Origin of the sequence: Streptomyces mirabilis, from assembly GCF_018310535.1 — a bacterium.
Classification (GTDB): domain Bacteria; phylum Actinomycetota; class Actinomycetes; order Streptomycetales; family Streptomycetaceae; genus Streptomyces.
In genome coordinates this window covers 3,425,411-3,448,737 of sequence record NZ_CP074102.1, presented here as the reverse complement: position 1 = coordinate 3,448,737, position 23,327 = coordinate 3,425,411, and the positions used below count along the sequence as shown (strand labels likewise).

16 protein-coding genes, 1 pseudogene and 1 riboswitch are annotated in these 23,327 nt (G+C 70.0%); of the genes and pseudogenes, 8 read left to right on the top strand and 9 right to left on the bottom strand.

The window, feature by feature from the left end:
- Positions 1 to 3 precede the first annotated feature (3 nt).
- Genes nuoL through nuoN form a run of 3 tightly spaced genes read left to right on the top strand, consistent with a single transcriptional unit; the run spans position 4 to position 5,140 of the window.
- Complete coding sequence (gene nuoL / locus SMIR_RS15150) at positions 4 to 1,917, top strand: NADH-quinone oxidoreductase subunit L (RefSeq protein WP_212727117.1); 1,914 nt, start codon at positions 4 to 6, stop codon at positions 1,915 to 1,917.
- Between the two features lie 5 nt (positions 1,918 to 1,922).
- Entirely contained in the window at positions 1,923 to 3,494 is a 1,572-nt protein-coding gene (locus SMIR_RS15145; protein WP_212727116.1) for an NADH-quinone oxidoreductase subunit M, read from the top strand.
- Positions 3,491 to 5,140, top strand: a complete 1,650-nt coding sequence (gene nuoN, locus SMIR_RS15140) for an NADH-quinone oxidoreductase subunit NuoN (protein WP_212727115.1) — start codon at positions 3,491 to 3,493, stop codon at positions 5,138 to 5,140. Before SMIR_RS15145 ends, nuoN begins: the two co-directional genes overlap by 4 nt.
- A 227-nt stretch (positions 5,141 to 5,367) precedes the next feature.
- Here the strand turns inward: nuoN and SMIR_RS15135 are convergent, their stop codons facing one another.
- Entirely contained in the window at positions 5,368 to 5,622 is a 255-nt protein-coding gene (locus tag SMIR_RS15135; protein ID WP_168494513.1) for a hypothetical protein, read from the bottom strand.
- Between the two features lie 289 nt (positions 5,623 to 5,911).
- Between SMIR_RS15135 and recQ the strand changes: the two genes are divergently transcribed.
- Positions 5,912 to 7,891, top strand: coding sequence for a DNA helicase RecQ (gene recQ / locus SMIR_RS15130; RefSeq protein ID WP_212728364.1), 1,980 nt, complete (start codon positions 5,912 to 5,914; stop codon positions 7,889 to 7,891).
- A gap of 33 nt (positions 7,892 to 7,924) precedes the next feature.
- Here recQ and SMIR_RS15125 read toward each other — a convergent pair whose 3' ends face one another.
- The 5 genes and pseudogenes from SMIR_RS15125 to fahA form a co-directional block, all read right to left on the bottom strand.
- Positions 7,925 to 10,333, bottom strand: coding sequence for a fumarate reductase/succinate dehydrogenase flavoprotein subunit (locus tag SMIR_RS15125; protein WP_249938428.1), 2,409 nt, complete (start codon positions 10,331 to 10,333; stop codon positions 7,925 to 7,927).
- Between the two features lie 19 nt (positions 10,334 to 10,352).
- Positions 10,353 to 11,270: pseudogene (locus tag SMIR_RS15120) on the bottom strand (ABC transporter substrate-binding protein); the annotation flags it as partial.
- Positions 11,271 to 11,285: 15 nt separating this feature from the next.
- The gene (locus SMIR_RS15115; protein ID WP_010986276.1) at positions 11,286 to 11,513 is read right to left on the bottom strand and encodes a 4Fe-4S dicluster domain-containing protein; all 228 of its coding nucleotides are present in this window, start codon (positions 11,511 to 11,513) and stop codon (positions 11,286 to 11,288) included.
- A 131-nt stretch (positions 11,514 to 11,644) separates the two neighbouring features.
- Positions 11,645 to 12,424 carry a GntR family transcriptional regulator gene (locus tag SMIR_RS15110; protein WP_211118780.1) on the bottom strand — a complete coding sequence of 260 codons (780 nt, stop codon included), beginning with the start codon at positions 12,422 to 12,424 and terminating at the stop codon, positions 11,645 to 11,647.
- Between the two features lie 381 nt (positions 12,425 to 12,805).
- Positions 12,806 to 14,029, bottom strand: coding sequence for a fumarylacetoacetase (gene fahA, locus SMIR_RS15105; protein WP_212727114.1), 1,224 nt, complete (start codon positions 14,027 to 14,029; stop codon positions 12,806 to 12,808).
- Positions 14,030 to 14,374: 345 nt separating this feature from the next.
- On the opposite strand from fahA, the gene SMIR_RS15100 reads away from it, so the two are divergent.
- The 3 genes from SMIR_RS15100 to SMIR_RS15090 all read left to right on the top strand — a co-directional run bounded on the left by SMIR_RS15100 (position 14,375) and on the right by SMIR_RS15090 (position 18,126).
- Positions 14,375 to 15,646: a carboxylate--amine ligase gene (locus SMIR_RS15100; protein WP_212727113.1), complete on the top strand. Its 1,272-nt coding sequence runs from the start codon at positions 14,375 to 14,377 to the stop codon at positions 15,644 to 15,646.
- A 27-nt stretch (positions 15,647 to 15,673) separates the two neighbouring features.
- Positions 15,674 to 16,876, top strand: a complete 1,203-nt coding sequence (locus tag SMIR_RS15095) for an FAD-dependent oxidoreductase (RefSeq protein WP_168494521.1) — start codon at positions 15,674 to 15,676, stop codon at positions 16,874 to 16,876.
- A 302-nt stretch (positions 16,877 to 17,178) separates the two neighbouring features.
- Positions 17,179 to 18,126, top strand: a complete 948-nt coding sequence (locus tag SMIR_RS15090) for an HAD family hydrolase (protein ID WP_348774740.1) — start codon at positions 17,179 to 17,181, stop codon at positions 18,124 to 18,126.
- Here SMIR_RS15090 and SMIR_RS15085 read toward each other — a convergent pair.
- The 3 genes from SMIR_RS15085 to SMIR_RS15075 form a co-directional block, all read right to left on the bottom strand.
- On the bottom strand, positions 18,120 to 18,830 hold the full coding sequence (locus tag SMIR_RS15085; protein WP_168494523.1) for a transglycosylase SLT domain-containing protein: 711 nt from the start codon (positions 18,828 to 18,830) through the stop codon (positions 18,120 to 18,122). The two genes, SMIR_RS15090 and SMIR_RS15085, sit on opposite strands and share 7 nt — an antisense overlap.
- 4 nt (positions 18,831 to 18,834) lie before the next feature.
- Positions 18,835 to 18,993: riboswitch (cyclic di-AMP (ydaO/yuaA leader) on the bottom strand.
- A 272-nt stretch (positions 18,994 to 19,265) separates the two neighbouring features.
- Entirely contained in the window at positions 19,266 to 19,589 is a 324-nt protein-coding gene (locus SMIR_RS15080; protein WP_168494525.1) for a hypothetical protein, read from the bottom strand.
- Entirely contained in the window at positions 19,573 to 21,855 is a 2,283-nt protein-coding gene (locus SMIR_RS15075; RefSeq protein WP_212728363.1) for a CocE/NonD family hydrolase, read from the bottom strand. The genes SMIR_RS15080 and SMIR_RS15075 overlap by 17 nt, the downstream gene beginning before the upstream one ends.
- 378 nt (positions 21,856 to 22,233) lie before the next feature.
- On the opposite strand from SMIR_RS15075, the gene SMIR_RS15070 reads away from it, so the two are divergent.
- A complete protein-coding gene (locus tag SMIR_RS15070) occupies positions 22,234 to 23,244 on the top strand; it encodes a polyprenyl synthetase family protein (protein ID WP_168494527.1) in 1,011 nt (336 codons plus the stop codon).
- Positions 23,245 to 23,327 lie beyond the last annotated feature (83 nt).

The following is a 23,327-nucleotide window of genomic DNA, read 5'->3' as shown; positions in this document are numbered from 1 at the left end:
ATCGTGGAGAACCTGATTGCGCTGCTGGTAGCGGCGCCTCTGCTCGGAGCGGCCGTACTGCTGTGCGGCGGCCGGCGGCTCGATGCCGTCGGCCACTGGATCGGCACGGCGCTCGCGGCCGCGTCCTTCGTGATCGGCGCGGTCCTTTTCGCCGACATGCTGGGCAAGAGCGCGGACCACCGGGCCATGAGCCAGTACCTGTTCAGCTGGGTCCCCGTCGAGGGCTTCCAGGCGGACGTCTCCTTCCAGCTCGACCAGCTGTCGATGACGTTCGTCCTGCTGATCACCGGCGTCGGCTCACTGATCCACCTGTACTCGATCGGGTACATGGAGCACGACGAGCGGCGCCGCCGCTTCTTCGGCTACCTGAACCTGTTCCTCGCGGCGATGCTGCTGCTCGTCCTCGCCGACAACTACCTGCTGCTGTACGTCGGCTGGGAGGGCGTCGGCCTCGCCTCGTACCTGCTGATCGGCTTCTGGCAGCACAAGCCCAGCGCCGCCACCGCCGCGAAGAAGGCCTTCCTGGTCAACCGCGTCGGCGACATGGGCCTGTCGATCGCCATCATGCTGATGTTCACCACCTTCGGGTCCTTCGCCTTCGGGCCGGTGCTCGGTACCGAGGGGCACCCGGGGCTCGTCGGTGGCGCGACCGAGGGCAAGCTCACCGCCGTCGCCCTGATGCTGCTGCTCGCCGCCTGCGGCAAGTCCGCCCAGGTGCCGCTGCAGTCCTGGCTCGGAGACGCGATGGAGGGCCCGACCCCGGTCTCGGCCCTCATCCACGCCGCGACCATGGTGACCGCGGGTGTCTACCTGATCGTCCGCTCCGCCGCGATCTTCAACGCCGCGCCCGACGCCCAGCTCGTCGTCACCGTGGTCGGCGCCGTCACGCTCCTGTTCGGTGCGATCGTCGGTTGCGCGAAGGACGACATCAAGAAGGCGCTCGCCGGATCGACGATGTCGCAGATCGGCTACATGGTGCTGGCCGCGGGCCTCGGCCCCATCGGCTACGTCTTCGCGATCATGCACCTGGTGACGCACGGCTTCTTCAAGGCCGGACTGTTCCTCGGCGCCGGCTCGGTCATGCACGGCATGAACGACGAGGTCGACATGCGCAAGTACGGCGGCCTCCGCACGTACATGCCTATCACCTTCGTCACCTTCGGCCTCGGCTATCTCGCCATCATCGGCTTCCCGGGTCTGTCCGGCTTCTTCTCCAAGGACAAGATCATCGAGGCGGCCTTCGCGAAGGGCGGCACCGAGGGCTGGATCCTCGGCGGCGCGGCCCTGCTGGGCGCGGCCATCACGGCGTACTACATGACCCGCGTGATGATCATGACCTTCTTCGGGGAGAAGCGCTGGCAGCCGGACGCCGAAGGCCATGAGCCGCACCCGCACGAGTCCCCGCGGTCCATGACGATCCCCATGATCGTGCTGGCCTTCGGATCGGTCTTCGCGGGCGGTTTCTTCAGCATCGGCGACCGCTTCCTCAACTGGCTTGAGCCGGTCACCGGGCACTCGGAGGGCAACTCGCCCGTCAGCGCCCTCACCGTCACGCTGGCCACCATGGTGCTGCTCGTCGTCGGCGCCGGAATTGCGTACGCCCAGTACGGGCGCAGCCCCGTCCCGGTCGTCGCCCCGCGCGGTTCCCTGCTCACCCGGGCCGCCCGGCGCGACCTGCTCCAGGACGACTTCAACCACGTCGTGCTGGTACGCGGCGGGGAGCACCTCACACGCTCCCTGGTGTACGTCGACCACACCCTGGTCGACGGGGTTGTCAACGGCACCGCGGCCTCCATGGGTGGCCTCTCCGGGCGGCTGCGCAAGTTGCAGAACGGCTATGCGCGCAGTTACGCGGTCTCGATGTTCGGCGGTGTGGCGATCCTCGTCGCCGCGACCCTGCTGATGAGGGCGGTCTGATACCGATGTCCTTTCCTCTGCTGACAGCGACGGCGGCGCTCCCGGCGATCGGGGCGATCGCCACGGCCGCCGTGCCGGCCGCGCAACGCGTCGCCGCCAAGTGGCTGGCGCTGCTCGTCTCGCTCGCCACGCTCGTCCTGGCCGCGATCGTGCTCGTACGCTTCGACCCCGGCGGCGACCGCTACCAGCTCACCGAATCCCATGCCTGGATCAAGGACTTCGGAGTGCGGTACGAGCTGGGCGTGGACGGCATCGGGGTGGCGCTCGTCGCGCTGACCGCGCTGCTGATCCCGTTCGTGATCCTGGCGGGCTGGCACGACGCCGACCCGCAGGAGACAGGAAACAGGCGCTGGCGGCCGACCCAGGGCTTCTTCGCCCTGATCCTGGCCGTCGAGGCGATGGTGATCATCTCCTTCGAGGCCACCGACGTCTTCCTCTTCTACATCTTCTTCGAAGCCATGCTGATCCCGATGTACTTCCTCATCGGCGGCTTCGGGGACCGTGCCCACGAGCACGGGGACGGCGCGGCGGCGACCCAACGCTCGTACGCCGCGGTGAAGTTCCTCCTCTACAACCTGGTCGGCGGCCTGATCATGCTGGCCGCCGTCATCGGCCTCTACGTAGTGGCCGGAAACTTCTCGCTCCAGGAGATCGTGCAGGCCCGCGCCAACGGCTCGCTGCACATGGCGACCAGCACGGAGCGGTGGCTGTTCCTCGGCTTCTTCTTCGCGTTCGCGGTGAAGGCGCCCCTGTGGCCGCTGCACACCTGGCTGCCCAACGCCATGGGAGAGGCCACGGCCCCGGTCGCGGTACTGATCACGGCGGTGGTCGACAAGGTCGGCACCTTCGCGATGCTCCGCTTCTGCCTCCAGCTCTTCCCGGAGGCGAGCAAGTGGGCGACGCCGGTCATCCTCGTCCTCGCCCTCATCAGCATCATCTACGGGGCGCTGCTCGCGGTCGGCCAGCGGGACATCAAGCGGCTGGTGGCGTACGCGTCGATCTCGCACTTCGGGTTCATCATCCTGGGCATCTTCGCGATGACCAGCCAGGGCCAGTCGGGCGCGACGCTCTACATGGTCAACCACGGGATCTCGACCGCCGCCCTGATGCTGGTGGCGGGCTTCCTGATCTCGCGGCGCGGCTCGCGTCTGATCGCCGACTACGGAGGGGTGCAGAAAGTCGCCCCGGTGCTCGCGGGCACCTTCCTGATCGGCGGCCTCGCGACCCTCTCGCTCCCCGGGCTCGCGCCCTTCGTGAGTGAATTCCTGGTCCTGGTGGGCGCGTTCGAGCGCTACCCGGCCGTCGGCATCGTCGCCACCTTCGGCATCGTCCTCGCCGCGCTCTACACGCTCGTCCTCTATCAGCGGACGATGACGGGCCCGGTGAAGGCGGAGGTCGCCGAGATGCCCGACCTCAGGGTGCGTGAGCTCCTGGTGGTCGCCCCGCTGATCGCCCTGCTGATCTTCCTGGGCGTCTATCCGAAGCCGGTCACCGACATCGTCAACCCGGCGGTCCAGCAGACCATGTCCGACGTCCATAAGACGGACCCCAAGCCCGAGGTGGAGGCGGCCAAGTGAGCGCAGCAGCCGTCCACAGCCTGTGGACAACCGCGGCCGAACCGATCTCCAAGATCAACGCGCCGAAGATCGAATACGGGCAATTGTCGCCCACCCTGATCGTGATCGGGGCGGCGCTCGTAGGAGTGCTCGTCGAGGCCTTCGTGCCGCGCAAGTTCCGTTACTACACGCAGGTCTTCCTGTCCGTCGTCGCGCTCGCCGCCGCCTTCGCCGCGGTGATCGCACTGGCGGCGGGCGGATACGGCACCACGAAGGCGCATATCGCGGCCATGGGCGCGATCGCCGTCGACGGACCGTCCCTGTTCCTGCAGGGCACGATCCTGCTGGCGGGCATCCTCGGTGTCTTCACCTTCGCCGAGCGACGGCTCGACCCGGAGGCGCACGGCAACCGCGTCGACTCGTTCGCCGCGCAGGCCGCCTCTGTGCCCGGCAGCGACAGCGAGAAGGCCGCGGTGAAGGCCGGGTTCACCACCACCGAGGTGTTCCCGCTGCTGCTCTTCGCGATCGGCGGCATGTTGGTCTTCCCGTCGGCCAACGACCTGCTGACGCTGTTCATCGCGTTGGAAGTCTTCTCTCTGCCCCTCTACCTGCTGTGCGCCGTGGCCCGCCGCAAGCGGCTCATGTCGCAGGAGGCCGCGGTCAAGTACTTCCTGCTCGGCGCCTTCGCCTCCGCGTTCACCCTTTTTGGCATCGCCCTGCTCTACGGCTACGCGGGCTCCGTGTCGTACGCGACGATCGCGCAGGTCGTGGACGGCACGATCCCGAGCGTCGACCTGGCGCTCGCCGGCACCATGGGCAACGACGTGCTGCTGCTCATCGGCGCCGCGATGGTCGTCATGGGCCTGCTCTTCAAGGTCGGCGCGGTGCCGTTCCACATGTGGACGCCCGACGTCTACCAGGGCGCGCCGACACCGGTCACCGGCTTCATGGCCGCGGCGACGAAGGTGGCCGCCTTCGGGGCGCTGCTGCGGCTGCTGTACGTCGTCCTGCCGGGCCTGCGCTGGGACTGGCGGCCGGTCATGTGGGCCGTCGCGATCGTCACCATGCTGGGCGGTGCGATCGTCGCGATCACCCAGACCGACATCAAGCGGCTCCTTGCGTACTCGTCCATCGCGCACGCCGGATTCATCCTCGCGGGCGTCATCGCGACCTCGCCGGACGGCGTCTCGTCGGTCCTCTTCTACCTGGGCGCGTACTCGTTCGTGACGATCGGGGCCTTCGCGGTCGTGACCCTGGTCCGGGACGCGGGCGGCGAGGCCACGCACCTGTCCAAGTGGGCGGGCCTCGGACGCCGCTCCCCGCTGGTGGCGGCAGTCTTCGCGGTCTTCCTGCTGGCGTTCGCGGGCATCCCGCTGACCTCCGGCTTCGCCGGGAAGTTCGCCGTCTTCAAGGCGGCGGCGGAGGGCGGCGCGGGCCCGCTGGTCGTGGTCGGTGTGATCTCGTCGGCGATCGCGGCGTTCTTCTACATCCGCGTGATCGTGCTCATGTTCTTCAGCGAGCCCCGGCCGGAGGGACCGACGGTCGCCGTGCCCTCGCCGCTGACCATGACGGCGATCGGGTTCGGCGTGGCGGTCACGCTTGTGCTCGGTGTGGCGCCGCAGTACTTCCTGAACCTGGCGAGCCAGGCGGGAGTCTTCGTCCGCTGAACCACGCATGGGCCGGGCCCCGCTCCCTCCTCGTGACGGAGCGGGGCCCGAGCTGTGATCAGCGCATCGCGTGCCCTGTCTGAGCCGCCTGGCCCGGACGCCGTTGCGGTAGTGCTTCCAGAGCCAGACATGCAGGTCGTAGTGGATCGGCATGGTCGCGTAGTGGCCGGGCATCGGCCCGTCGAACTTCCGCCCTCCGAACATCGAGGGTCTGTCGTCGCTCGTCTTCAGCTTCCGGTCGGCGTCCGGAACGATCCACTCCACCCCGACGAGCTTGCGCTTCCCGTGCTTCCCGTCTTCGCAGAGGAGAGACGCGGGTTTCGCCGGGTCGACCGAGCCGTAGTGACGTATCCGTCGGCGATGGCCACTGACTCGTCGAGGTACTTCGCGGTCGCGGTGTGAGCGGGGACGGCGGCCAGCGAGACGGAGGCGACGGCCGCCGTCGCGAGAGCGAGGGCGGTCCTGAGGGGACGCTGGGACATGCGGGGGCTCCTAGAGGCGTGAGAGGCGTACGTGGCGGTGCCGGCCCGTCGATCGCGGGCCTACTCCTCCCGGCCGAGCAGCATGTTCCCGGCTGGAGAGGCGTCGCCATGCGAGTGGGGCCACCGGATTGAAAGCGCGCAGGGCGCGCCGTGAAAGGGAGTGAGACCGGGGGGACGCGAGTGCGTAGGGAAGCCGATCGGTCGCAGCCTGTGGATAACTCTCGGGCTGTCGGCGCGGACCCCTATCGTGGACGCAGTGGTCGAGGCGCGACGTACGGGGGACAGGACGATGGGCGGGACGGGTGTGATGACCGAAGCGGACGCGACGGGGATGCTGGGAGAGAGCGAGGCACTGGCCACGCTCCACCGGGTCTTCGGGTACGACGCCTTCCGCGGCGAGCAGGAAGCGATCATCGAGCACGTGGTGTCGGGCGGTGACGCTGTCGTCCTGATGCCGACGGGTGGCGGCAAGTCGCTCTGCTACCAGATTCCGGCCCTGGTCAGACCAGGTACGGGAGTCGTGGTCTCGCCCCTCATCGCGCTGATGCAGGATCAGGTGGACGCGCTGCGCGCGCTGGGCGTGCGCGCCGGGTTCATGAACTCCACGCAGGACTTCGACGAGCGGCGCGTGGTGGAGGCCGAGTTCCTGTCAGGGGAGCTCGACGTGCTCTACCTGGCCCCGGAGCGGCTGCGCCTGGAGACCACGCTGGACCTGCTGTCACGCGGGAAGATCTCCGTCTTCGCGATCGACGAGGCGCACTGCGTGGCCCAGTGGGGCCACGACTTCCGCCCCGACTATCTGGCGCTCTCACTGCTCGGCGAGCGCTGGCCGGACGTCCCGCGTATCGCGCTGACGGCCACGGCCACCCGCGCGACGCACAAGGAGATCACCCAGCGCCTGGCCATGCCGACCGCCCGTCACTTCGAGGCGAGCTTCGACCGTCCCAACATCCAGTACCGGATCGTCCCGAAGGCCGACCCCAAGAAGCAGCTGCTGTCCTTTTTGCGCGATGAGCACGCGGGCGACGCGGGCATCGTGTACTGCCTCTCGCGCAACTCGGTCGAGAAGACGGCCGAGTTCCTCTCCCGCAACGGCGTCGAGGCGGTGCCGTACCACGCGGGTCTGGACGCGGGCACCCGCGCCACCCACCAGTCGCGCTTCCTGCGCGAAGAGGGCCTGGTCGTGGTCGCCACCATCGCCTTCGGCATGGGTATCGACAAGCCGGACGTGCGGTTCGTCGCCCACCTCGACCTGCCCAAGTCGGTCGAGGGCTACTACCAGGAGACGGGACGCGCGGGCCGTGACGGACTGCCGTCCACCGCATGGATGGCGTACGGGCTTCAGGACGTCGTCCAGCAGCGCAAAATGATCCAGGGCTCCGAGGGCGACGAGGCGTTTCGCCGCCGGGCCGCCGCCCACCTGGACTCGATGCTGGCCCTGTGCGAGACGGTCCAGTGCCGGCGCTCCCAGCTCCTCGCCTACTTCGGCCAGGACCCGCACACCCCGGCATGCGGCAACTGCGACACGTGCCTCGCACCGCCCGAGACCTCGGACGGCACGGTCGTGGCACAGAAGCTGCTGTCCACGGTGGTACGGCTGCAGCGCGAGCGTGGACAGAAGTTCGGCGCCGGCCAGATCATCGACATCCTGCTGGGGCGGCGCACCGCCAAGGTGATCCAGTTCGATCACGACCAGCTGTCCGTGTTCGGCATCGGTGAGGACCTCGCCGAGTCCGAATGGCGCGGCGTGGTGAGGCAGTTGCTGGCGCAAGGCCTGCTCGCGGTCGAGGGCGAGTACGGGACGCTGGTGCTGACCGAGGAGAGCGGGACGGTGCTGCGGCGCGAGCGCGAGGTGCCGCTCCGCAAGGAGCCGCCGAAGCCGACCGTCTCCCGCTCGTCCTCGCGCGGCGAGCGCAAGGCCAAGGCCCCTGCGGCCGACCTGCCCGAGGAGCTCGTCCCCGCCTTCGAGGCCCTGCGCTCCTGGCGCGCCGAACAGGCCAAGGAACAGGGCGTCCCGGCGTACGTCATCTTCCACGACGCCACGCTCCGGGAGATCGCCACGGTGTGGCCCACCTCGGTCGAAGGCCTCGGCGGCATCAGCGGGGTGGGCGAGAAGAAGCTCGCGACGTACGGAGAGGGCGTGGTCGGAGTGCTCGTCTCCCTGGGCGGCGGCGCCCCCGGAGCAGCACCGGTTCCCGCGGCCGGCGAGGCACCGGACCCGGACTGGCCCGAGATGGACGCGGAACCCGAGCCGGAGGACTGGATATAGGGCGGCGCCCCGGCCCTCTGCCCGACGCTGTGGTCAAAGGGCCCGTGACGCGTACGCCCTGACGTCCGCGTCGGAGTCTGCCGTGGCCGTGGCCAGGGCCACGCGGGCGCCCTCGTCGATCGCGGAGTGCCGTACGAGGGCCAGGACCGCCGCCTTGCGGACGTCGGCGTTCGGGTCTTCCAGAGCTCGGGTGAGCGCCGGGACGGCGACCCCGGCCTCCGCGGCGGACAGCGCGGTCGCGGCGCCGGAGCGCACCTGCCAGGCGGGGTCGGCCTGAGCGGCGACGGCACGCGCGGCCAGGAACGCAGGGCAGCCGGTGACGGCCAGCGTCGCGAAGGCCGCTGCCCGGGCCAGGGCGTCCGGGTCGGTAGTGAGCCGGTCGAGGGTGTCCTCGACGAGCTTTCCCGGGGTCACGTTGGCGAGGGCCTTGGCCACCGTGACGCGGACCTCGCGGGAGGGGTCGGCCGCTGCCCGGCTCAGGGGCTCCGTGGCGTCGACGGAGACCAGGGCGCGCACGGCCTCGACGCGGACGGCGGTTTCGGGATCGGCGAGGGCGTTCGCGAACAGTTGCGCGTCGCCCAGGCGCAGCGCGCGCAGGACGTCCAGGGCGGCGGCGCGTACGACGCGATCGTCCTCGGTCAGGGCGGCGGCGAGGCCCTCGCGCAGGTCCGGCTCGGCCGGCAGGGTCTCCACCAGCTCGCGCAGCGAGGCCGCGGCGGTGGCCCGGACGTCGCCGTGCGGGTCCCGGAGCGCGGCGGCGAGGGCGGGACCGGTGCCGGGCGGCACGGTCTCGGTGAGGACGCCGACGGCCGAGCGTCGGACAGCGGGGGACGGGTCGTCCAAATAGGGCAGCAGCGCGCTGAGTTCGGGCTCCTGTTCCGTGAGGGTGAGGAGTGCGAGGAGGCGGGGCGAGGTGCCGCCGCCGGTGTGGTCGAGTCCCCTGCCGTCGGGATCGGTGACGGGGAACGTGACGGAAGGGGGCGCCGAGGCCACCGGCGCGGCGTCCCGTGCCCCAGCCGTGGCGACCGCCTCCGGCTGGACCTCGCCGAGGTGTCGGGAGGGGCCGCCCGTCGGGGCGAAGTCGAGAACCGGGACGAGATAGGGGGCCACGGGACGGGCCGTGAACTCCATGGAGCCGGAGGGGGACTTGTGCAGGTCGAGGTGGTGGAACCAGGAGTCGTCGTCGCGCGTGGGATGGTCCGTGCGGTCGTGGTACAGGCCCCAGCGGGACTCCGTGCGGGCCAGGGAGGCGCGGGCCGCCATCTCCGCGCAGTCGCGGATGAACGTGACCTCGGCACACCGCATCAGCTCGTGCGGAGTACGGGCACCCATCTCCGCGATGTCCGTGCGCATCCGCTCGAACGCCTCCAGGGCGAGGGAGAGCCGGGCGCCGGACTTCGGCGGTGCCACGTAGTCGTTCACGAAGCGGCGGAGTTTGTACTCGACCTGGGCCTGCGGGGGCCCGTCCGGGTGGTGCAACGGGTGGTAGACCAGTTCGTGCGCGTCGCGCAGCTGGTCCTGCGGCAACTCGCCCTCGTAGGGCTTGTACTGGGCGGCGTCCGCTCCCGCGAGGTCGCCGAAGACGAACGCGCCGATCATGTAGTTGTGGGGGACACAGGCCAGATCCCCGGCGGCGTACAGGCGGGGCACGGTCGTACGGGCGTGGTCGTCGACCCGTACGCCCGAAGCGGAGTGGCCGCCGCACAGGCCGATCTCGGAGATGTGCATCTCGATGTCATGGGTGCGGTAGTCGTGGCCGCGACCGGCGTGGAAGGTACCGCGCGTGGGGCGTTCGGTTGTGTGCAGAATGGACTCGAGGGCGCTGATCGACTCCTCGGGGAGGTGGCTGAGTTTGAGGTACACCGGGCCCCGGTCCGAGGCGATCTCGGCGGCGAACTCGGCCATCATCTGGCCCGACCAGTAGTCGGAGTCGACGAAGCGTTCGCCGTGCCGATTGACCTGGTAGCCGCCGAAGGGGTTGGCGACGTAGGCGCAGGCGGGACCGTTGTAGTCCTTGATCAGCGGGTTGATCTGGAAGCACTCGATGCCGGTGAGTTCGGCGCCGGCGTGGTAGGCCATGGCGTAGCCGTCACCGGCGTTGGTGGGGTTCTCGTATGTGCCGTAGAGGTAGCCGGAGGCGGGCAGACCGAGGCGGCCGCAGGCGCCGGTCGCGAGGATCACCGCCCCGGCACGTACGGAGACGAACCGCCCCGTGCGGGTGTTGAAGCCCGCGGCACCCACCGCACGCCCCTCCGCCGTGAGGACCCGTACCGGCATCACCCGGTTCTCGATCCGGATGCGCTCGCGCATCTCGCGGCGCCGCAACTGCCGGTAGAGGACCTTCTTGACGTCCTTGCCCTCGGGCATCGGCAGCACGTACGAGCCGGAGCGATGCACCTGGCGGACCGCGTACTCACCGTGCTCGTCCTTCTCGAACTTCACGCCGTACGACTCCAGGCGCCAGCTGGGGTTTGAGGGCCGGGTCGAAGGTGGCGATGCCGTGAGCGCCGTTGTAGAGGTAGACGACCTCGGCGGGCAGATCGGTCGCCTTCGCGACTTTCCGGGCGGCGGCCAGTGGGTGGTCGTGCAGGTAGGTCGTCGCCTCCGCCTGGGCCTTGAGGTAGGCCTCCAGCGCGGCCGGGTGCTTCTTCGTGAAGTCCTCGCGGGCGGTGACGCCGTGGAAGGTCGGCAGATCGAGTGCGGCGCCGTCGTACAGGGCCTTCGCCTTGCCCTGGAAGGCGAGCAGGCCGGGCCAGGCGACGAACTGCGAGAGCGCGTCGGTGCTGCCCGCGGCGAGGGCCGAAGCGCCCACCGCCGGCTGCTGGTTGAGCTTCTGGATGCCCTTGTCCGGGTCGATTCCGGCGCGCTGCAGGGCTCGTACGAGGGTGCCGTCGGCCGCCGAACCGATGCTGGTCGACACCTTCTTGCCGCGCAGGTCGTCGAGGGTGGCGAGCTTCGAGTCCGGCGCCGTGACGATGGTGTTGAGGCCGCCTCGGAGGTTGTAGCCGGTGACGGAGACGAGGCGGGTGGGGCGGCCGAGCTGTTTGCCGCGGGCCGCGTTGATCAGCAGCGGGAAGTCGCCCATCGAACCGATGTCGATCTTACCGGCGGTCATCTGGGCGGTGATCGGGGCGCCGGTCGCGTAGTCCTGCCAGTTCACCTTGTACGTGGTGCCGTCCCCGAGGGCGTTGAGCTCCTTCTCGAAGTAGCCGAGGGAACGAAGCAGGGTTCCCGCCGTGACGGTGTTGATGGTCTTGGACTGGTAGCCGACCGTGATGGTGACCGTGGAGCCGGCGCCGCTCGTGGCGCCGCTGCCGCAGGCGGTGAGAGGAAGGACGAGGGCGGCCGTGGCGAGAGCGGCGAATGCCTTGAGTTTCATGGGAGTTCTGTCCTCTCACCGGAGGAGGTAGGGCATGTTGACCGTGACGGCCCCGGTGGGGCAGCGGGCCGCGCAGGGGCCGCAGTACCAGCACTCGTCGACGTGCATGTACGCCTTGCCGTTGCTCTCGTCGATGGCGAGGGAGTCCAGCGGGCACATGTCCACGCAGAGCGTGCAGCCGTCGATGCACTTCGACTCGTCGATGGTCACGGGCACGTCGGCCCGCTGGGGCGCCAAGGGCATGGCTGTCTCCAGAAAATTCGTGCGTGGGATGAACCGGAAGGGCCCTTCGAAACGATGAAGGGGTGGAGGGGCGCGGTGGCGAGGGGGCGCGGTGAGGAAGGGGGGTGACGGTGACGTGGTGAAGAGAGTCGTCAGAGCGTGCGGCGGAGCTGGCCGCTCATCGTGATGCGGTCGCCGCGGAAGCGGATGAACTCCAGGTCCACGGGGCGGCCGTCGGCGAGGTGAGTGAGCCGCTCCAGCATGAGGACGGCCGCACCGCGGGGCGCTTGCAGGACGGCCGCCGAGTGTGCGTCGGAGTTGACCGCCTCCAGGGTGATCTCGGCGTGCTCCAGCGGCTGGCCTGAGATGGCTTCCAGGAGGCGGAAGACATCGGTGTTCTCCAGGTCGGCGCCGAGCAGGGCGGTGCCCAGGTCGAGCGGGATGTAGGTGAGGTCGAGGGAGAGGGGGAGTCCGTCGAGGCGGCGGAGTCGTTCGATGTAGAGGACGTCGGCGCCGGGGGCGATACGAAGGCGGTCGGCCACTGGGGTGGGCGCGGTCACGGGGCCGACCGTGCGGATCTCGTTGGTGACCTGGCCGTGTTCGCGCAGGGTCTCCGCGAGTCCCATCAGCCGGTCGAGTCCGTGCGGGTACTTCTGGGCGACGACGACGGTGCCGACGCCGGGAAGGCGTTCCACCAGGCCTTCCGCGCGGAGCAGGTCGAGGGCCTGGCGGACGGTGTTGCGCGAGGCGCGGTAGTCGGTGCCGAGGGCGGCTTCGTGCGGCAGGGTGCCGTCCGGGAAGCTGCCGGTCAGCACCTGGTGGCGGAGCAGGTCGGCGAGTTGCCTCGCCCGGTCCGCGCGCAGCCGGCGCCGGCGGGCGGCGACGGTGGTCGCGCCTGGGCCGGCGTGCTCTCGGATGCGTTCGGTGGGCATGCGACGGACCATACCGACGGGGTGCGGGTGGTGGTGTTGCTGGAGTGTTGCGCCACCTGCCGATGGTGAGGGTCGGGGGTTGGCCTGCGGTTTTGGTCGGGAGGAGGGGAGATCTGCCACCCCGTGGGGGCGCGGTGTGGGGCGGGGGTGTCCTGTGGGTGTGGGGGCGTGGGACCGGCGGGGTAGGGGTTTTCGCCCCCGCCGCCTCTACCCGTCCCATCCCAGAGACGCCGCCCCTTCGATCCCCCTTCGCCCCCGGGGGACTCCCCTCCCTGGGGGACTACCGCAGAGTGGGGACTCCCCTCCCCCGGGGGACCACCGCGGGGCTTCGCCCCCGCATCCCGACGGGGTTTGCGCCCCCGGACCGTCCAGGGCCGGGAGTCAGGAAGGGTCGGGTGCCGGGGTGATGCGGCCCGTCACCTCGCCCAGCCCCACCCGCGTGCCGCCGGGGCCCGGGGCCCAGGCCGTCAGGGTGACCTCGTCGCCGTCCTCCAGGAAGGCCCGCTTGCCGTCGGGGAGGTCGAGGGTGTCGCGGCCGTTCCAGGTGAGTTCCAGGAGGGAGCCGCGCTCGTGCTCGGAGGGGCCGCTGACCGTTCCCGAACCGTACAGGTCGCCGGTGCGCAGGGAGGCTCCGTTGACCGTCATGTGGGCCAGTTGCTGGGCGGCCGTCCAGTACATGGTGGAGAAGGGGGGTTCGGAGACGACGTGGCCGTTGACGGCGACGGAGATACGGAGGTCGTAGCCGCCGGGCTCGTCCTCGGAGTCGTCCAGGTAGGAGAGGAGGGGGTGCGTGCGCGCCGGGGGCGCGACCCGTGCGTCGTCCAGCGCGTCGAGCGGGGTGATCCAGGCCGACACCGAGGTGGCGAAGGACTTGCCGAGGAAGGGGCCGAGAGGGACGTACTCCCAGGCCTGGATGTCGCGCGCCGACCAGTCGTTGAGGAGGCAGAGGCCGAAGACGTGGTCGCGGAAGGAGGAGAGAGGGACAGGCGTGCCCCTGGTCGAGGGTGCGCCGACCACGAAGCCGACCTCCGCCTCGATGTCCAGCCGGACGGAGGGGCCGAAGACGGGGGCGGTGTCGGAAGGGGCCTTGCGCTGGCCCGAGGGGCGGACCACCTCCGTGCCCGACACCACGACCGTGCCGGAGCGGCCGTGGTAACCGATCGGCAGGTGCTTCCAGTTGGGGGTGAGGGAGTCGGTGGCGTCGGGGCGGAAGATCTGGCCGACGTTCCGGGCGTGGTTCTCGGAGGCGTAGAAGTCGACGTAGTCCGCGACCTCGAAGGGGAGGTGCAGGGTCACCTCGGAGAGGGGGTGCAGGAGGGGCGCGATGGTCTCCCGGTGGGCCGGGACCGTCACCCAGGCGGTGAGTGCGCGGCGTACGTCGGACCAGGCCGTGTGGCCGGCGGCGAGCAGCGGGTTCAGGGTGGGCTGCGCGAGCAGTTCGGCGTACGGGGAGCCGAGTGCCCGGGCGGTCGCTCCCGCGTCGAGGACGTGGTCGCCGAGCCGGACGCCGACGCTCCGCTCGGACGCTCCGGCCCGGGAGAAGACGCCGTAGGGGAGGTTGTGAGGGCCGAAGGGATCGCCCTCGGGGACGTCGAAGGGGGGCATCGGGTGGTGCCTCGCTTTCGTGGTCGTGCGCGCTGTGTGATCCGTGTGATCTGGCTTGGCCGTGTGATCCGCGCGGTGCACGTGTGGGTGTTTCACGTGTTCCGGGTGGTCGCGGCACAGGTTACGGGGGAGTGACGTGCTGTGGCAGTGCCCAGAGAGTTGCCGTGAGTCGCCGCGAGCTGTCTTGAGTCGCAGTGGCAGTACTCGAAGAGTTGCCTCGGCAGTGCCTAAAGAGTTCGCAATGTCCGAATAGGCCTTGTCGGAGGCGGTAGTTCCGGCTTAGCGTCCTTTGGGGACACGGACGGGGTGGGTCCGGTCCGTAGGGGGGGACACGTGGGGGGACCCGTGGCCAGGAGCGTCAGCGGAGTACCGGTCGACGCCGACCGGAACGTTCCGGGCCTGATCGTGAAGTTTGGTGACTATCCGCTGCACCACGGCGGTGTGGGTGCCATCCGTAGTCTGGGCCGCCTCGGCATACCGATGTATGCGATCACCGAGGACCGTTACACGCCTGCCGCGGCCTCGCGCTATCTGCGCCGTGCCTTCGTCTGGCCGACTACGGGGACGGAGGAGCCGGAGCGTCTCGTCGAGGGGCTGCTGCGGATCGGGGCCCGCATCGGGCGGCCGACGGTGCTCGTCCCGACGGACGAGGAGGCGGCCGTCCTGATCGCCGAGCACCAGGAGGAGCTGGGGGAGCGGTTCCTCTTCCCTCGGGTGGACGCCAAACTGCCCCGGCGCCTCGCCAGCAAGCAGGGCCTGCACGAACTCTGTGTGGAACACGGCATCCCCAGTCCGGCGGCGGCCTTTCCGCAGTCGTACGAGGAGATCGTGGCGTTCGCCGAGAGCGCCCGGTTTCCGATCGTCGCCAAGAACCGGGAGGCGTTCGTACGCCGCAGCCAGCCGGCGGTGAACGGGACGACGAGGATCGCGACCCGGGAGGGGCTTCTGTCACTCGCCCGGGACTGGGGTGATCAGCCTGGCGTGATCCTCCAGGAGTACCTGCCCAGGGAGGAGGCAGAGGACTGGATCGTGCACGCGTACTTCGACGCGGACTCGACGCCGCTCGCGATGTTCACGGGCGTGAAGGTCCGCTCCTGGCCGCCGCACGCGGGAATGACGGCGAACGCGTACGTCGTCGACAATCCGGAACTCGCGGACCTCGCCGCGCGTTTCATCAAACAGATCGGCTTCAGCGGCGTCATCGACCTCGACCTGCGCTTCGACCGGCGCGACGGGCGATACAAACTCCTCGACTTCAACCCCCGGATGGGCGCGCAGTTCCGGCTCTTCGAGAACGAGTCGGGGATCGACGTCGTCCGTGCCATGCATCTCAACCTGACCGGGCGCACCGTTCCCGAAGGTGAACAGCGGGCCGGTCACCGGTACATCGTGGAGAACATCGACCTGCCGGCCCTGCTCGCCTACCGGCGCAGCGGCTACACCACCCCGCACGCGCCGGCTCGCGCGAGCGGTACGGAGCTGGCCTGGCTCGCGGGTGACGACCTGCGGCCGTTCTTCACGATGCTCGCGCGCTTCGTGCGGCCGGGCGCGAGGCATCTGTATCAGCTGTGGCGGACCAACCGCCGTGGCAACAGCACCAGTACGACCACGAAGTGACGAAAGTACGTCCTGGGGAGGGACTTCGTGATTCATCCGGTAGCAGTCATCGGTGCCGGCCCGTTCGGCCTGTCCACCGCCGCCCATCTGCGGGCGCGCGGTATCCCGGTGCGCGTGTTCGGCGAGCCCATGGTGAGCTGGCGTGACCACATGCCCGAGGGGATGCTTCTCAAGTCGACTCCGGTCGCGTCCAGCCTCGACGCCCCACAGCCCGGCCACACGATCGCCGACTACTGCGACGCGGCGGGGATCCGCCGGCTCGTCACGGACGAGGACATCATTCCGGTCGAGACGTTCATCGCGTACGGGGAGTGGTTCCAGCAGAAGCTGGTGCCCGAGCTGGAGCGGGTGCGGGTCGTGTCCGTCGACCGCCGGGGCGGCGAGGGCTTCGAACTCAAGCTGGACTCGGGGGAGTCGTTCACGGCGCGGGCGGTCGTCGTGGCCACGGGACTGTACGGACTCGCCCATCTGCCGCCCGAACTCGGCGGCGCGGCGGCGGACGGCCCCACACCCACCGGCCCCGTCTCGCACAGCTCCCAGCACCACGACCTCACCCGGTTCTCCGGCAAGGAGCTGATCGTCGTCGGCGCGGGCCAGTCCGCGCTGGAGACGGCGGCGCTCGCGGCGGAGGCGGGCGCGCAGGTGCGGGTGGTGTCCCGGGGACGAGGCAGGGTCGCCTTCGGCGCGCCGCCCTGGAAGCAGCCGAAGCTGCGCCCCGAGTCGCCCTTCGGACGCGCCTGGTCCCTGTGGGCGCTCAGCTACTACCCGCACCCCTACCGCTATCTGCCCGCTGAGACCCGGCACTACCTGGTCCGCCGAGTCCTCGGCCCCCTCGGCGCGTGGTGGCTGCGCGACCGCTTCGAGGGCAAGGTCGAGGTCAGCGAGGTCTCCGGGATTGTTCGCGCCGACGTCTCCGACGGGCGTCCGGTCCTGACCGTGCAGACCCTGGGGGGCCGGACCGAGGAGGTTTCCGCCGACCATGTCATCGCGGCGACGGGCTATCGCGTCGACATCGCCGCGATGGACTTCCTGGGACACGAGTTGCGTACGGCGCTCGTGGTGAGCCGCGGCACTCCCAAGCTCGGTGCGGGGTACCGCTCCTCGGTGCCCGGGCTGTACTTCACGGGGTTGCCGGCGGCGGCTTCCTACGGGCCGGTGATGCGGTTCGTGTGCGGTACGGAGTTCGCTTCGCCGCGGCTGGCCAAGCACTTGGCGGGCGCGCACGGGTGAGGTGGCCGGGGTCCGTACGGCCGAGGGGGCGGCGGCTTGTGAGCCACGTCCCCGGGCCGGGCCCAACCGGCCGCGCCGGAGCTCGTGTTGGGCTCAGGCAGCCACAGTCACCGCAGCCGCGTCATCCTCTGGAGTGACATTCCGCTCGGAGTCTTTTCGTACCGCCCGCTTCGGTGGGCGGGCAGAAGTGCACTCTGTACGCCCGGTACGCCCCGTACGGTGAACGGCGTTGCTGACGGGATACCGGACGTCGTCCGGTTCACGCCGGGCCGATGAGTCGTTCGATCCGTATTCTTCGGATCATGGCCGCTCCGACTGCATATTCACTTATCGCCACTGACCTGGACGGAACGCTGCTCCGCGGCGACGACACCCTCTCCGACCGGTCCCGGGCCGCGTTGGCGAGGGTGGCCGAGGCGGGCGCCCGGCACCTGGTCGTGACGGGGCGCCCGGCGCCGAGAGTTCGACCGCTGCTCGACGAACTCGGCGGCGCGGGGCTGGCGGTGTGCGGGCAGGGGGCGCAGTTGTACGACGCGGCGGCGGACCGCCTGCTGTGGTCGGTGACCCTGGACAGGGAACTCGCGGAGACCGCGCTCGGGAAGATCGAGGCGGAGGTCGGGCTGCTCTACGCCGCGGTGGACCAGGACGGCGTGGACGGGCTGACGCTCATCGAGCCGGGGTACGTGATGCCGCATCCGACGCTTCCGGCGGTACGGGTGCACCGACGCGACGACCTGTGGACGGAGCCGATCAGCAAGGTGTTGCTCCGTCACCCGTCGCTGTCCGACGACGAGTTGGCATCGGCGGCTCGGGGTGTGGTGGGCTCGCTGGCCACCGTCACCATGTCGGGGCCCGGGACCGTCGAACTCCAGCCATGCGGCGTGACCAAGGCGACCGGGCTGGCGCTCGCCGCCGCCCACCTCGGTCTCACTCCCGCCGCCACCATCGCCTTCGGTGACATGCCCAACGACATCCCCATGTTCGACTGGGCCGCCCGGGGGGTCGCCATGGCCAACGCCCATCCGGAGCTGAAGGCGGTGGCCGACGAGGTGACGCTGTCGAACGAGGACGACGGGATCGCGGTGGTACTGGAGCGGTTGTTCCCGTGCCGGACGGATCGGTTCCGGGAGTCCGGAGAGCCCCGTAGTCCCCGGCAGCCGTCCGAGTCTCCTCGACCCCATCAGCCCCATCAGCTCCGGCAGTCGTACCAGCCCTACCAGCCCTACCAGTCCCACCAGTCCTATCAGTAGGGCCCGTTGACGTTGTCGATCGAGCCGTACTTCGCCGCCGCGTAGTTGCAGGCCGCCGTGATGTTCGCGACCGGGTCGTAGGGGTTCATCGACGTGCCCGGCACGTGGTAGGCCTTGAACGTCGGGTCGATGACCTGGAGGAGGCCCTTGGAGGGGATGCCGGCCTTGGCGTTGGAGTCCCAGTTGTTGATGGCCAGGGGGTTCCCGGAGGACTCGCGCATGACGTTGCGGTGGATGCCGTTGTAGGTGCCGGGGATCTTGGCGCGGGCCATGATGTCCAGCGAGTGCTTGATCCATCCGTCGAGGTTGTTCGCGTACGTCTTCGCAGGGGCCTTGGTGGCGGTGGGCGCCGGGGTCGCCTTGGTGGGGATTTGGACCCTTTTGGTGCCCACGGTCAGGGTGAGGCCCGGGCGGAGCGTCGACGGGTCGGGGCCTATGACCGCGCGGTTGGCGACGTACAGCTTCGCCGCGCCACCGCTCGTGGGGTACTTCTGTGCGATCTTGGCCAGGGTGTCGCCCGCGACCACCTTGTACGTGATGAGCTGGACGTCGGTGGTGGTGGCGGCGGTGGGGGTGGCGGCCTGTGCGCAGGTCGCGCCCACGATCGGAAGGGCGAGCGTGACTCCGCCCAGTCCCGCGGCGAGGATGCCCCGAGTGAGGATGCTGTGGGTCTTGAAGCTGCGGCGTTTGCCTCGTGCGGACATGGCGAATTCCTCTCCGGCGCCTGCGAGGTGAGCTGTCGGGTTCGGGCGGGAGCTGCCCGGCCGCACGGTGTGTGCGACTTCACCCCTAGCCGTTCCGGTGTCCGGATCGGCGGCTTACCTGGGTCCCCCGCTCCTGCCGTGCGCGTGTGGGTGGCTGGGATATTCCGGTCGGCGGCAGGATTGGGCGGTCCGTCCGGATCGACGTGAACGTATGCGAGAGCACATGTCCGGAACAAGCCCTCATTTCCCGGTGTAGATCGCTTTCACCTGCGAAATGCGTGGGAGAAAATGCCCGATTAATCCGGAACGTGACACTCAACTTGCCTTATGCAAAGGGGGAGTCGTCAAAGGGGGATAAAGAGTCCACCCCACGTGGACGTGACCCAACTCACGCGACCAAGCAGAAATAAAGCGGCACTGGCGGCAAATCGGACATCAGGCTTCGAGTGTCCAGGCCGGTGAGGCCGCGGGCGGAGCCGGGCGCACCTCCCACACGGACAGGTCCGTGTCGGGGTCGTCGTCGGGGAGCCGGCCGGCGTTGGGCTTGAAGTAGAGGCCGCGGGCCCAGTATTCGGGGAGTTCGTGGCACATCAGGTCCGGGTAGGGGCCGAACTCCTGCCCCGCGTAAGCCCTGTTGATCCTCGCAACCGCCTCGGCCCGGGGGATCCCGAAGCGCGTGACCATCTCGTCGGCCATCTCGCGGAAGTACGCGAGCATCCCCTCGTCCAGGGCCATCAGGAACTCACCGGTCCGCGCCATGCTCCTCAGGGTTGCCCATGCCGCCGCCGGGACTCCAGTCCGCCGTCCGGGGGATTCGCCTCTCCCACGTCCGATGGAAGACCACCTCGTTGCCGTCCTTGCGGATCAGCTCGTTCGAGGTGATGAACTCCCAGGCGTCGCAGCTGAGTTCGGAGCGTGTCTCGACCCGGGCGTCCCAGGGCAGCTCCGGGCGGTGCAGACGGATCGACCTCGTCGAGCGGGTGCGGGCGGAGAGCGGGTCCGACTCATCGATGGTGTACGTGTCCAGGGCGTCCTCCGTGCATTCGAGGCCGTCCGGGTGGACACGGGTGCCGTCCTGGCGAGGATCGACCTCCACACGCCACTCGCCCCTCGCCACGTCACGGGCGACCAGGCGTTCGGGGCGGGGTTCGTCAAGGGTGGCCGGGGACGTCACCCCCAGGGGCCCGGACTGCTCCGGCTCCTCGAAGGTGATCCCCGGGTCCGACTCCCTTGCTCGCACCGGAAGTTCGAGGGAACTGGCCGCCGGGTCCAGGGCGAACCCCACAGTCGAGCCCGGCTGGGGCCAGATCCACGGCCAGTAGGCGGAGGAGAGGGAGAGCCGGATGCGGTGGCCGGGCGGGAACGCGTAGCCGATGGCGGTCAGGTCGAAAACCACGTCTTCCGTAGAGCCCGGTTTCCAGGAGACCGCCTGGTCGGAGCCGTAGCGCGCTGACAGGTTCAGAGCACCCCGGGTCACCAGCGTCGAGGAGCAGTCGGCAGCGACGTCACACACCCGGGCGATCACCTGGCCCCAGGGGGAGTGGGACGTCAGACGGAGGCGGACCCTCGGGCGCCCCAGGACCCAGGTCTCCCCTGGGACCTCGAACTCGAAGCAGGCCGATCTCGCGTCCTCCTCCCGCTGGTTCGGCGGCAGGTCCGCGTCGTTCCCGTCGGGACGGAAACGGCCCGCGTCCACGCCCGTGTGCTGAGGGGAGCGCACCAGCACCGGTGCGCCCCGCAACGCGTACGCGATCGGGGTCACGGAAGGTGAGGGCCAGGCGGTGTCGCCCACCCAGCGGCCGGGGAGGGACGGGTACGTCGTCGCCGGGGGGTGCGCGGCCATGACGTAGGAGCGCAGGAGGGGCTGCGCCATCACGTCACGGTTGTTCATGCCGGGGTCCGGTTCGGCGGTCGTGCCGGGGTTCGGATGGGCGGTCGTGCCGGGGTTCGGATGGGCGGTCGTGCCGGGGTTCGGACGGGCGGTCGTGCCGGAGTCCGGGTGGGCGGTTGCGCCAGGGCCCCGATCGGCGGTCCCGTCGGGGCCGGGATTGTTGATCGCACCGAGGTCGGGATTGCCGATCACGTCGGGCTCGGGCTCTGGGAGGCTCGTATCGGTCGGCCTGAGCCAGTGGCCCCACCACCTCAGCGTCTCCTGGAGGAAGCCGATTGCCGGGCCCGGCGGCAGGCCCCGGTCCGGGTGCTGGTGGCACCAAGGGCCGATCAGGCCGCGCACGCGGTCGGACGGAAGGCTCTCGACCAGCCGCAGCACCGTGTCGCGGTACGGGTCGTGCCAGCCGCCCACCGCGAGCACGGCGGCCCGGATCCCTCCGTATCCCCCGTCCTCGCGCACACCGGCGTGGCGCCAGTACGCGTCCCGGGTCGGGTGGGGCAGCCACGTATGGATGAACGGTTCCACCGTCTCCAGGCGCTTCACCCACATGTCGCGCCACATCACCTGGCCCACGTGTGCCGGATCCGGCGGACGGGCGACGTCGGCGAGCGCCGTGGCCGCCCGTGCGTGCGTCTCGACGGCGAGGACGGAACCTCCCATGCGGTGCCCGTCGTTGTCATAGGGATCGTCGGTCGAGCAGACCGTGACGATCGCCTTGAGCGGTTCGGGCGCGAGGGCCGCGATCCGGAGGGAGGTGAAGCCGCCCAGGGAGACGCCGAACCTGCCTACCGCGGCGCTGCACCAGGGCTGGTCCGCCAACCAGTGGATCACTTCCACCCCGTCGGCCCGCTCGCCCTCCCCGTACGGGTCCGCCGGCACGCCCTCCGAATTGCCGTAACCGCGGGCATCCACCCGGACGGAGGCGTAGCCGTGGCCTGCGTACCAGGGGTGGCGCTGCCAGTCGCGTGGCGCGGTCCGGTCGGTGAGCCGGTCCGGGAGATATTCGAGGAGCGCGGGGACGGGCGTGTCGGCCAGCGGGCGCCACACGCGCGCGTGCAAGCGGGTGCCGTCCGGGAGAGGGATCCACAGATCCTCGTGAGTCGTCTCGTGCGAGAAGGACGTACGGATGTGCATGCTCATCACGGTGTCCTCTGCGTCCGCAGTGCCCTGCGGTCGTCCTCGGTGCCCCGGTCGTCTTCGGCGGTCGGCTCTCAACCCGTCCGATCAGCCAATACGTCTGATATCCGGCCGAATCTACTGATCAAGAACATACCGGCCGTGATCCCGCACCGCCCGGGTGTGGGACTGTCTGCCGCTCGGGGGACATCGGGTGGCGGGGGAGAGGGAAGTCGGGAGGAAGTCGGCGGTGGGGACGGTGGGCGCTCGTGGTGATCGAAACGTGACCGGATACGCTGACTTGAGTGATGGCAGCGACACATCGACAAACCGTGTCATCGACCGAATGATCGACCGAGTTCGCCATGTGATCGTCAGCAGACAGGAGAACCTCTCGTGACCGTCGTCGGGCCGTTCGGGCTGAGCGTGCGGGACCAGGCTCTCGAAGCCGATGTCCAGGCCGGATTGACGGCTGTGGAGGAGGGCTTGCTCGAAGTCACCAAGAGCGAGGTCCCCTTCATCACAGAGGCCGCGCAGCACCTGCTGCGCGCCGGCGGGAAGCGGTTCCGTCCGCTGCTCGTGATGCTCGCCGCGCAGTTCGGTGACCCCTACGCGCCGGGTGTCGTGCCCTCGGCCGTGGTCGTCGAACTGACCCATCTCGCCACCCTGTACCACGACGACGTGATGGACGAGGCCGACGCGCGGCGCGGCGTGCCCAGCGCGAACACCCGCTGGGGCAACTCGGTCGCCGTGCTCACCGGCGACTTCCTCTTCGCGCGCGCGTCCCACACCCTGGCCGACCTCGGGCCCGAGGCCGTCCGCATCCAGGCCGAGGCGTTCGAGCGGCTCGTCACCGGACAGATCCTGGAGACGGCGGGGCCCCGCGACGGGCGCGACCCGGTCGACCACTACCTCGACGTGCTCAGCGGCAAGACCGGCTCGCTGGTCGCCGTGGCGTGCCGGTTCGGCGCGATGATGTCGGGCGCCGACGAGACGGTCGTGGACGTGCTGACGCAGTACGGGGAGCGGCTGGGCGTCGCCTTCCAGCTCGCGGACGACGTGCTGGACATCGCCTCCGACTCGCACGAGTCCGGGAAGACGCCGGGTACGGACCTGCGCGAGGGCATCGCCACGCTGCCGGTGCTGCGGCTGCGTGAGCGGGCGGAGCGGCTCGGTCTCGCCGAGGACATCGCGCTGTGCGAGCTGCTCGACTCCGACCTCACGGACGACGACCGGCACGCGGAGGCGCTGGCCCTGCTGCGGGCGCATCCCGCGCTGGAGCAGGCCCGCCGTGACACCGTGCGGTACGCGGAGGAGGCCCGGGCCGCGCTCGTTCCGCTCCCCGAGTGTGGCGCGAAGGCCGCGCTCGTGGAGCTGGTGGACGCGGTGGTGCACCGGGCCGGATAGGCGCCCGGAACGCGCCGCTGGCGTACGCCCCCCGGTACCGACGCACACCCTCTCGGGTGTGACGCACGTCACATTGTTGGATT

Bases quoted from the DNA above. Each gene is read 5' to 3' on its own strand.
- SMIR_RS15110 (WP_211118780.1), bottom strand. From the start codon at position 12,424: ATGCCCACCGAACGCATCCGAGAGCACGCCGGCCCAGGCGCGACCACC.
- SMIR_RS15080 (WP_168494525.1), bottom strand. From the start codon at position 19,589: ATGGCGCGGACCGGTGAGTTCCTGATGGCCCTGGACGAGGGGATGCTC.
- SMIR_RS15145 (WP_212727116.1), top strand. From the start codon at position 1,923: ATGTCCTTTCCTCTGCTGACAGCGACGGCGGCGCTCCCGGCGATCGGG.
- SMIR_RS15075 (WP_212728363.1), bottom strand. From the start codon at position 21,855: ATGCACATCCGTACGTCCTTCTCGCACGAGACGACTCACGAGGATCTG.
- recQ (WP_212728364.1), top strand. From the start codon at position 5,912: ATGGGCGGGACGGGTGTGATGACCGAAGCGGACGCGACGGGGATGCTG.
- SMIR_RS15135 (WP_168494513.1), bottom strand. From the start codon at position 5,622: ATGTCCCAGCGTCCCCTCAGGACCGCCCTCGCTCTCGCGACGGCGGCC.
- SMIR_RS15115 (WP_010986276.1), bottom strand. From the start codon at position 11,513: ATGCCCTTGGCGCCCCAGCGGGCCGACGTGCCCGTGACCATCGACGAG.
- fahA (WP_212727114.1), bottom strand. From the start codon at position 14,029: ATGCCCCCCTTCGACGTCCCCGAGGGCGATCCCTTCGGCCCTCACAAC.
- SMIR_RS15085 (WP_168494523.1), bottom strand. From the start codon at position 18,830: ATGTCCGCACGAGGCAAACGCCGCAGCTTCAAGACCCACAGCATCCTC.
- SMIR_RS15090 (WP_348774740.1), top strand. From the start codon at position 17,179: ATGGCCGCTCCGACTGCATATTCACTTATCGCCACTGACCTGGACGGA.